Annotated in this window: 6 protein-coding genes and 2 tRNA genes; all 8 read right to left on the reverse strand. The window is 32.1% G+C overall.

Annotated elements, in window-relative coordinates:
* Positions 1-130: 130 nt before the first annotated feature.
* The 8 genes from IJI80_RS02205 to IJI80_RS02240 all read right to left on the reverse strand — a co-directional run bounded on the left by IJI80_RS02205 (position 131) and on the right by IJI80_RS02240 (position 11,397).
* Positions 131-562: a NusA-like transcription termination signal-binding factor gene (locus IJI80_RS02205; RefSeq protein WP_292787243.1), complete on the reverse strand. Its 432-nt coding sequence runs from the start codon at positions 560-562 to the stop codon at positions 131-133.
* Positions 563-567: 5 nt separating this feature from the next.
* Positions 568-867, reverse strand: coding sequence for a 50S ribosomal protein L30e (locus tag IJI80_RS02210; protein ID WP_292776400.1), 300 nt, complete (start codon positions 865-867; stop codon positions 568-570).
* A 498-nt stretch (positions 868-1,365) separates the two neighbouring features.
* Entirely contained in the window at positions 1,366-4,020 is a 2,655-nt protein-coding gene (gene rpoA2 / locus IJI80_RS08290) for a DNA-directed RNA polymerase subunit A'' (RefSeq protein WP_365953665.1), read from the reverse strand.
* Between the two features lie 15 nt (positions 4,021-4,035).
* A complete protein-coding gene (locus IJI80_RS02220) occupies positions 4,036-6,798 on the reverse strand; it encodes a DNA-directed RNA polymerase subunit A' (RefSeq protein ID WP_292787246.1) in 2,763 nt (920 codons plus the stop codon).
* Between the two features lie 47 nt (positions 6,799-6,845).
* Positions 6,846-10,397: a DNA-directed RNA polymerase subunit B gene (locus IJI80_RS02225; RefSeq protein WP_292787249.1), complete on the reverse strand. Its 3,552-nt coding sequence runs from the start codon at positions 10,395-10,397 to the stop codon at positions 6,846-6,848.
* A gap of 112 nt (positions 10,398-10,509) precedes the next feature.
* A complete protein-coding gene (locus IJI80_RS02230; protein WP_292787251.1) occupies positions 10,510-10,758 on the reverse strand; it encodes a DNA-directed RNA polymerase subunit H in 249 nt (82 codons plus the stop codon).
* A gap of 441 nt (positions 10,759-11,199) precedes the next feature.
* Positions 11,200-11,273 (reverse strand) — tRNA-Lys (locus IJI80_RS02235).
* Between the two features lie 52 nt (positions 11,274-11,325).
* Positions 11,326-11,397 (reverse strand) — tRNA-Asp (locus IJI80_RS02240).
* Positions 11,398-11,551: the final 154 nt, after the last annotated feature.

The following is an 11,551-nucleotide window of genomic DNA, read 5'->3' on the forward strand; positions in this document are numbered from 1 at the left end:
AAAAAAATAAAAAGTTAACATAATCTAAAATTATTAGATTATGTGTAATTAGCATAAGCAATAATGCAAAACAAAAATATTAGAAAAGAATTATTCTAAAAAAAATAATTAAAAAAATAATTTTTAAAGATTATTTTAAAATAATATTATTTATTTCATGTTGTCTTTTTGCTAATAATTTTGCTCTTTCAATGTTAATACCATTTTTACCAATAGCTATTCTCTTATTAGAAGAATCTGTATTGACAATAGCTATTTTTTCATCGTTATTCTTTTCGACAATTTTAATGGATTTTAACTCAGCAGGGGATAATATATTTTTTATAAATTGAGCAGGATCTTCATTATATTCAATGATTTCAACTCCTCTTCCAACTGCTTTTTTAACTTTGGTTACAGTGCTTCCACCTTTACCAATAGCCAAACCCATGTCACCATTCTTAACGACAAAAGTAACTTTGGTATTTTCATCATCTAAAATGCAATCTTTAACCATTGCACCAGTCATACTCTCAAAGAGAGCTATAAAACGGATTTCATTTGCATTAAATTTAATAGACACAAAATCTACCCCATTGCTTCTAAGATAGTAGAATCTCCTGGATCGTTTATGATTAAAGTAGCAACAGTAAATGGTTTACCACAAACAGAACCTAAGTCTACACTTGTACCTTCATATACAATGAAAGGAATTTCAGAGAGATTTGCATAATATTCCACATCTTCTAAAATTTCTTTAGGACTGTTAGCTGCAACAACTGCAAGTCTACCTTTACCTAATTTTAAAGATTGAATAGATTTTTCTGAGCCGAGAGTAACATCACCTGTATCTACTGCAACTCTTATTCCTCTTTCTATATCCATCATCTGCCTCCTAAATTTTAATTTAAAAAAATCATCTATCTCAAGATAAGAAAAATTCCAATTAAATAAATCATATCTTACTCAAGATAAAATTTTCATAGAGTAATAAAATATGTGCTATTAAATAAAATAAAATTAAATAACAAATATGAAATTAAACTATTACATTTAATTATAATATATCTATTATTTATAATTTATTGATATTTTAATAGAATATTTTAAATAAATTATTCCTAATTAATTGAATTGAGATGAATGGCATCCAATATTCAATGAATAAGAATAACTATGAATATGAAATTTCACTTAATTCATTTTATAAATTTAAGATTTAAACCTAATGAAAATAAAAAAATGAAAAAAATGAAATAAATAAAATAAAAAATGAAATATTTAATAAAACTGATTATATTTTGATAATCAAAGCCTTATTAAATTCAAATTTCAATTTTTAAATTTTTTTTAATTAATAATTACTGCATGTAATTATTAAATACATTATTTATATGCATCTGATTTCATTGTAACACTTACTGATCCAGTACCTAAAGGTATTGGCTGACCAATAATAATGTTTTCAATAATACCAGTTAATTCATCATTTTCTCCTCTGATACTTGCATGAAGTAAATGTTTACCTGTTTCTTCGAATGCAGCACGAGCAAGAACACTTGGCTTTTCACCACTAATACCATGTCTTCCAATGGATTTGACTACCCCTTCGGAAGTCATCATATCAGCAACTAACATAATATGTCTAATGTCAACAGTTAAACCTTGGTCAGATAAAGTACGGTTAAGCTCATGGACAATAGCATTACGAGCAGCTTCGATACCTAGTACAGTTTCAATCTCATGAATGTCATTAGTAGTTGATCTTACTTTATCAATACCTTCTTCATCAAATATTGCACTGAGATTGGAACCTTCAGTATGCATAGTCCACTCTTCCTCTTTACGGACAATAACTTTTCCAATGCCTTTTGTACCACTAATCTGTAAATCACGAACTTTATCTCCTAAAAGTCTAAGTTCACGGATAGTAGGGATCTTGTCAGAATTTTTAGGCAAGAAAGTGATTTTATAAGGGTTTTCCTCATCAATGATATATTTGCTTTTGAATGCTTTTTCAATTGATACATTCTGAATTTTATCATAGTCAAGATGTTTTTCTTTAATCTTTTTCTCATCAAAGATTGCATCAACTGTCATATCATCAAAGTTTAATTTGAAATCAAGCAAAATGTCATTTATAGTGCTTTTACCTATCTTATTTGCCAAAGTTTTTACAAATTCTTCAATATCCTCATCAGTCACATCAATATCATCAATCAATACATCCTTATATTCTTCCATTTCTTTCTTCTCTTTCCTGATAATTTTATCAACCTTATCCCAATTGAAGAAAATATCCATGGTAGGAGTGGAAATCTTTTTCCTAGCATCCACGATTTCAATTAACCTTGGAAGCCCGAGGGTTACGTTTAATTCTGCTACCCCTGCGTAGTGGAAAGTACGCATAGTCATTTGAGTACCAGGTTCCCCTACAGATTGGGCTGCAACAGTACCTACTGCTTCACCATCTTCAATGTAAGACCTTCCATATTTTCCATCAACCTTATGAATTAAGGTGTTTAATTCCTCATCAGTTAATTCTTCATCATGATAACGATATTTCCAATGATGGAAAGCTAAATCTCCCACGTAAGAAGGAGGGAATAAAATCTCATTATCTTCAAGAACCTTTAAGACTTCACAGAGTGCAGTAACCAATGAAGCAAATTCAATATTGATAGATTTCTCATTTTCCTCATCTGACTTATTGATATCCTCAACTTCAGATTCTAATTGTGGCATGATAGATTTTACCAAATATTTGCTGTAATAAACATTTTTAATGTCAGATCCAGGGTATTCTTTTTCATTATCTTGAAGAGAACTTTCCAAATCAAATATGAAACCTACTTCCTTGGAGGATAACTCTCCCCAGAAATAGTCATAAGCCAAATACATGACATCATTTTCATCTTCGAATATTCCATTATCATTTAACTCTTTCACATGCTTGATTTTTTTAATTAAATCATCTAAATCATCATCTGAAAGCTCTTTATTGAAATGAGCAGTTGCAATATCAATAACATCTTTCTCAGGAATGGAAACATCATTCTTTAATAATTTAGATTCAGTTAAATTGAATGAATTTAATCTTTTCTTAAAGACATCCTGACTAAATGTCCCATTAGAATAGTTTTTAGCTAAATCAACAAGATAACTTTTATCATAATCAAGTTTGCTTCTTTCATATTCCTTTTTAATAGTTTTCATAGCAGAAATTAATTTATCAACCAAATCATTAAAGTGGTTGGTAAACTCTTTTTTAAATTTCTTAGATGAAACTTCATAATATTTTTTAATAGAATCTGTAATAAGATCCTCAACAGAACCTTTAATAGACAATCTTAATGAGTCTGTTATGGAATCTTTTATAGAGTCCTCAACAATATCTTTAAAGGTCTCTTCAATAGATTCGCCAATATACTTATCATTATACTTCTTAATAGATTCTTCAATAGATTCTTCTATATATTTTTCTATATTTAAATAATCCAAATACTTTGAAACAAAACCATCAAAATCTATTGAATTTGAATCATCCAAATACTTTGAAACAAAACCATCAAAATCTATTGAATTTGAATCCGCGACAGATAACATTAATTGGCTTGCATCATACTTAATGAAATTGGAATCAGTTAAAAACTTAATAAAATCTACATAATTGAAAAAAATCTCCTCAGAGGATTCAATTTTTTCTGAATAATTTACAATGATTTTATCAAAAGAACTGTTGATATAAGCCTCTAATTTGCTTATGATAAAATTATCCGCATTATCTTTAATGATTTTATTCAAATTATTAGGAATAAAACTCTTCAAATCATCTGAAACAAAATTATCCAAATCAGAGGTGAGCTCATCAGAAATTAAAATTTCATTCTCATCAACTAATTTTTTAATATCGAATTGCCCATTATTTTCCTCGGAAGTACTTTCATCAATTCCCTCAGCTTTCTTTTCAACAATTTCTTTAGGATTATTCTCAGCAATTTCATCAGCATCTAACTTTGCCTTTTTATCATTTTTAGCCATAAAAATACCTCCAAATTATTCCCCTTTTACTCTCATTTCAGAAATAAGTTTGTCCAAATTAGCTACTTTACCAAAATCACTTTTTGCAGGGTCAATACCTTCTTCACCAAATACTCTTTGAATAACTTGGTTCTTATTATCAGCAACTAATCCATCAGGCCTTACATTTAAATCTTCAAGTGCATTTACAAGTCTTCTTTGCATGTAACCGGATTGTGCTGTACGAATCGCAGTATCTACAAGACCTTCTCTTCCACCCATAGCGTGGAAGAAGAATTCTACAGGATCCAATCCTTCTTTATAACTTGAATGAACAAATCCTTTTGCTCTAGCCCCTAACTCATGCTTTCTGAAGTGAGGCAATGGCCTATTTAGATAACCTCTTGTAATACGTCCACCACGAACAGATTGCTGTCCTACACAAGCAGTAATCTGAGCAAGGTTCAACATAGATGCCCTTGCACCAGTACGAGCCATAACCACAGAGTGATTTTCAACAGCCATCACTTGATCATAAGAATCCTCAGGGGATTGTTTACCCATAGTGAGATAACTTTCTGCAATTTCACCAGCTTTATCCCTAGCTTCCCCAAGAATTTGTACAATACGCATCTCTAAAGTTTCTTCAACACTTCTACCAGGCAATGGATCAAGGAAACCTGCATTATAAACATCAATAAGCTCATCTACTTTTGCTTCTGCATTATCTAAATGGTCACTGATTCTCTCACTAGCCTCTTCAGGAATTTCTTCATCATTAGTACTAGTGGTAATTCCAGTTTTCATAATACCACAGATAGCAAGGTCAGTAGAACGGTCTAAGAATTCTTTTGCACGAGAAGGACCATATTCTTTTACAATTGTATCTAAGATTTTACCTGAGAAAGAACCATATGCTGCCTCATCTATAGCACCATATATCAATTGACCGTTTTTAATAACAACATATGCATCATTTTCACAATTCTCACGAGTACATACATCACATTTTCTACAGATTTCAGCCTTATAATGCATATTCAAATCATTAGGTAACAATAAACTGAATAATTCTTTACCAGTCCAATCACGTCCTTTACGTTTTAAATCTTTTTTATCAACATAAGGATTGTTTAATAAATGAGATTTTCTAATCATTTGGAATGCATCATCTTCCGGAACAGTGAATCCATCACGGGTTAAAAGATAAGCTCCACTAATGTGGTCGTGAATAGCACCAATAATTGGCCCACCGAACCTTGGAGATAAGATATGTTCTTGAACTCTCATTAATGATTTTGCTTCAGCACGAGACTCATCAGTTTGGAAAACGTGCATATTCATTTCGTCTCCATCAAAGTCTGCATTGTAAGGAGGGCATACACAAAGATTTAGTCTGAAAGTTTTATAAGGAAGCACTCTTACTTCGTGAGCCATCATACTCATTCTGTGTAATGATGGTTGACGGTTGAATAATACAATGTCTCCATCTTTAAGGTGTCTCATTACGATATCACCATATTCAAGCCCTTCAGCCACAAGCTCTTTATTATTATCCAAAACTTTCATTTTACTGAATTTGAGTTTGGATTTTTTAACATAATTTGCACCAGGATGAACATTTGGACCATTTAAAATAGCCTCTTTCAATTCATCTATGTTCCATTCATTGACATAAGTAGGTACAGTCACCTCTTTTGCAATCATGTCTGGAACACCGACTTCATTAATACTGATGTTAGGATCAGGTGAAATTACTGTACGTGCAGAAAAGTTTACACGTTTACCGGATAGGTTACTTCTGAATCTTCCTTCCTTACCTTTTAATCTTTGAGCTAAAGTCTTTAATGGTCTTCCACTTCTGTGTCTTGCAGGAGGAACACCACTTGCCTCATTATCAAAGTAAGTGGTTACATGGTACTGAAGTAACTTCCAAAGATCCTCTACAATAAGTTGTGGAGCACCCGCATCCATATTTTCAATCAATCTTTGATTAATTCTTAAAATATCAACTAATTTGTGGGTTAAGTCATCTTCAGACCTTTCACCGGTATCAAGAGTAATGGAAGGTCTTACAGTTACTGGTGGAACTGGCAATACAGTTAACACCATCCATTCAGGACGAGCAACTTCTGGATTAACACCTAAAACATAAGCATCTTCATCAGGAATGCGTTGAAGCTTTTCACGCACTTCAGATGCAGTCAATTCATAATCAAAAGTTCTAGGACTTCCATTATTTTCAAAGATTTGATTTCCTTCTTCATCATACTCTTTGCGAACTTCATAGATTTCAATAGGTTTAACAATTTTAATGTCTTCCTGTTCAGCACCACAATGAGGACATTTATACTTTCCACTGGTTTTCCTATCCTTACATTCTTTATAAACTTCTTTTACAGTGTCTTCAATGCTTTCCCCTTGTTTTTGAAGTTCTTGCATTTTTTCAGTATAATCAGCAATTTCATTTTCCTCTAAAAGTACACGTCCACATTCGGAACAAGTTGAACGTAAAATCTTATGGATATCATCACCAAAACCAACATGAATTACAGGTCTTGCGAGTTCGATCATACCAAAGTGTCCTTGACATTCCCCACCTTTTTCACCGCAAGTTCTACATTTTAAACTTGGGTCAATAACACCTAAACGAGAGTCCATTAAACCGGATTCAATAGGATAACCATCCTCATCATAGGTATCAGGCCTTTCTATTTTAACAACAGACATTTCCCTAATCTGTTCTGGTGACATTAATCCAAAATTAATTTTATCAATTTTTTTAATAATTCCTTTCAAAATATTGGCTCCTTAAAAAATTTATTTTTATTTCAACACCTTATTTCTTAAGCTTTGTCCCCAAGAATTAATTTAGGGAAAATACATAAACTTTTAAGTTCATCTAATAATAATTTGAATGCATATGAAATTTCAACAGGATATGTTTCGGAATCTCCACAAATTGGACAATATACTTTTCGTTTGTTCTTATCATATACTGCTAGCATTCCACATTCATTACATACAATTGCTTCATACTTATCAGATTCATCTAAAAGCCTTTCTTTTAATGCTAGAGCTGCACCGTGTGCAATAAGACAGTCTCTTTCCATTTCTCCGAATCTTAAACCACCTTCACGTGCTCTACCTTCTGTTGGTTGACGTGTAAGCACTTGTACTGGACCAGTTGAACGTGCATAAACTTTATCTGTTGTCATGTGGTGTAATTTTTGATAATATGCAACACCTACAAAGATTTCAGCTTCGATACGTTCACCAGTTACACCATTGTATAATGATTCACATCCTGCAGATTCAAAACCGTTTTTCATAAGCGCCTCTTTGATTTCATCTTCTGCATTATCATTAAATGGAGTACCATCCATACGATGTCCTTCCATACATCCTGCTTTACCAGCGACCATTTCCAATACTTGTCCAACAGACATCCTTGATGGAATAGCGTGTGGGTTTACAATAATATCAGGTACAATACCATCTTCTGTGAATGGAATGTCATCTTGAGATAAGATAAGACCTACAACCCCTTTCTGACCGTGCCTTGATGCAAATTTATCACCAAATTCAGGTTGTCTTGTGTCTCTTACTCTTATTTTAGTTAATTTGCTTCCTTCTACAGTTTCAGTTAAAAGCACTGCATCAACAATACCTTTTTCACCGTGTCTGACAGTAACAGAAGTTTCTCTTCTTTTCTCAGCAACAGTACCGAATTCATCGATTTCTCCTAAGAATCTAGGAGGGGAAGTTTTACCAATTAAAACATCACCAGATTCAACATAAGATTCTGGATTTACAATTCCATCATCATCCAAGTACTTATAAGCCTCTTCTGAACGATAACCTTTTACACCTTTTTCAGGACGTTCGAATTTATCTTCTTGTCCACCAGGGTATCTTCTTTCTGAAGCTTCATAAGATCTGAAGAATGAAGATCTTCCCATACCCCTTTCAAGAGAAGACTTATTAAGAATCATTGCGTCTTCCATGTTATATCCTTCATAAGACATAAGTGCTACAACTAAATTTTGACCGGATGGGCGGGAATCATAGTTGATAGCATCGATGATCCTTGTTTTTACTATAGGAGTTTGAGGATGGTGCAATAAATGTGCACGAGTATCAGTACGTAATGCATAATTGGATATGTATAAACCTAATGCTTGCTTTGTCATACCTGCTTCCATAGTGTTCCTTGGAGAAGAGTTGTGATCTGAAAATGGAATAATACCTGCACAGATACCTAACATAGTGGAAGGGTCAATCTCTAAATGAGTGTATTGATCAGCATATTCACCACTGAAAGCATCAGAACTCATAGCGATATAAGAGTTTTCTTCTTCTTCAGCGTCTAAATATTCTAAGATTCCTTCTTTAAATAAGTCATCCCATTTCAATTCATGTTTTGAAATAGCTTCCATATGATAATCTGTAAGTTTAGAAACTCCATCTTCAACAAGAATTAAAGGTCTTCTTGCTCTACCAGGATCAGTGAAAATGTAAATCTCATTATTTTCATCATAATATGTGATATTCATTTCATTGTTTATTTCACCATTTCTTCTTTTAGCACGCATTTCATTAGTAAATTCTACAGGATTATCACAATATCCAGTAAGTTTACCATTAATGTAAATCTTATTTTCTCCTGCATTTTCATCAATATCCATGTCTCTAATGACATTAACTACTTCTTCAGGATCAAAACCTTCAGATATCTTACACATTAGAGCCAAGTTCTTTACTAAACCACAGTTAGGTCCTTCAGGAGTTTCGTTTGGACATATTTTACCAAATTGGGTTGGGTGCAAATCCCTAGCTTCAAAGTGAGGTTGGCTTCTAGTAAGTGGAGAAACAACCCTTCTTAAGTGAGAAAGTGTTGCCATATAACTAACTCTATCTAAAAGCTGACTGACACCAGCTCTTCCACCTACCCAATTACCTGTAGCAATTGCGTGTTTAATGTTTTCAGTTAAAACATCTGAACGAACAGCTTGTTTAATGGAAAGCTCTTTACCTCTAGATAAGCTTCTTTCTAGTTGATAACTCATATCTCTTGTTAAGCTTGAGAAAGCTACTCTGAATAAGTCTTCCATTAAGTCACCGGAAACTCTTAATCTCTTATTGGTGTAATGGTCCTTATCGTGAGGTTCTCTTTGGCCTTCAATCACTTGAAGCAACATTTCAGTCATTTCAGCTAAATAAATAGCTTTTTCTTCTCTTTTATCAGATTTGATACCCATATGAGGTAATAAGTATCTGTCAATTACATCTTGAGCACGATCAATTCTATAACTTTCAGGCATTCCTTTAGCCACTCTATTTCCAATATATTTAATAGCAGCCATTCTCAAGTACTCATTTCTTCCTTCAGTGAGTTTTTGAGAGAATTCATCTTTTTGCTCTTTAGTAGCAGTTTCTAAAAACTCTTCCCTTTTTTCTAAAATCTCTTGAATGCAATCAACTTTCTTGAGACTGGAATCATCTTCCATCATCTCATAGAGATTTTCTCTTTCTTCACAGGTCATAGACCATTCAAGACGGTCTTCATCATGCTCGAAAAGTTTTAAGTCTTTTTTATTAGAAACTTGAATATCGTCAGAAATATACATTTGGAAGTCTTTATCTTCAGAAATAGTTGTAGTAATTTCTTGGTCTGTTGATAATCCTAATGCTCTGAGCAATATCACTAATGGAATTTCACCTGGAACATATGGGAAAGAAATTCTTAAAAAGACCCCACTCTTACGTGGTTTTTTATATTCTAAAGTGATTCTTGCTCTAAAACCACTTTTAATTGAAGTGACGATAGCTTTTGCATGCCTATCTTCAATTTCATCAATTCTTTCTAAGATGATTTTATTTGGAGCAATCTCTTCCATAGTAACAACAGCTCTTTCAGAACCGTTGACAATGAAATAACCTCCAGGGTCTTTAGGGTCTTCTCCTCTTTCCATTAATTTTTCATCACTTAGCCCATGCAAATGACATTTGCTTGATTTAAGCATAAGAGGCAATTCACCAATATAAACCTCTTCTAATTCTGGCTCTTCATCACTATGATTGTCTTTTAAAGCCATTTCCAAAAACATATGGGCAGAATAATTTAAGTTTCTAAGTCTTGCTTCAGTAGGGAAAATTTCACTTCTAGAACCGTCTGCTTCCTTTGTAAAAGGTTTTTCTATACGGATTTTACCAGTTTTGAGAGTATAACTCTCTTCATCTTCCCCTTCACCATGTGTAATAGTAATAGGTTCAGTAATATCAATGATATTTTGAATACGATGATCAACGAAATCATTATAAGATTTGATATGATGGTCTACAATATCGTATTTATCAAAAAATGAATCTACTAAACCCCATGTCTTATTTTCCATTTAATATCTCCAAAATAATTAGGTCTTTTCATAAAAAAATTAATTCCATTTAAAATAACATTTAAAACTCTCAAAAGAAGTATTTTCCTTTAAAAATTTTAAATTTATAAAATCATTTTTGATTATTTTCTCCGCTAACAAGCCTATATGTAACAAATATGCCTGCTGTTTCACTTTTACGTGTTATTTTCAAAACTTGACCCTCTTTAGCACCAATAGCTATTGAAACTGGATCATTTACTGTAATTTTAGGAAGGTCACTAATCTTATAATCAACATTCTCAAAAATTTCATCAATTTCATCCTGAGACAAGATTTCGTGCTTTGGAACAGCACTGTGGTTTAATATATTAAATGCCAAAATATTCCTCCGATAAAACTATTTAAATAAATTGCAATTTGATAACTTTCTAAATCAAATTTTAAATAATGAGTACAGTTTAAACTTTAATAAAATTTAATATTTCCATAAGAATTTTTATAATACCTTACTTCTTCATCATCACAGAACAGATTTCATTAAAAATCAAAATTGAAATTGAATTATCAATCATGAATAGAATAAATTCACAATTTTGGAAAAATAAAAAATAGATAAAATCAATTTATAGAAAATTTATGAATGATAAAAACATTAACCCCTTTCATTTTTAATAAATCCACAATTCCAGTAGAATAATTTCTAAGTTCAAATACAATATAAATTTAAATATGATTTAAATAAGACATAAAAACTAAAAAATCTTGAAAAATATTATTTAAAATTTAAATTTAGTAAAGTTAATAATAAAAAAAATCAGAGCGGGCCCGACGGGAATTGAACCCGCGGCCGCTTGGTTAAAAGCCAAGCGCTCTGCCAGACTGAGCTACGGGCCCTGATTAAACAACTGAAATACAATGTGGCTATCTTACTTAACATATAGTTAAGCGCCCTGCCCGGGATTTGAACCCGAGTCGCGGGCTCGACAGGCCCACATGATAGGCCCTACACCACCAGGGCAAACTATGTGAGTATAAGTAATACTCATAAAATAGTATATTTATTATTATATATAAATGTTTATACATATCATATTGGGATAATTGAAATTCAAAAAAATCAAATTTCAAAATAACACATATGATTAAAAGAGTCAATAATAATAAAAATCCCG

This window comes from Methanobrevibacter sp., from assembly GCF_017432245.1.
Classification (GTDB): Archaea; Methanobacteriota; Methanobacteria; order Methanobacteriales; family Methanobacteriaceae; genus Methanobrevibacter.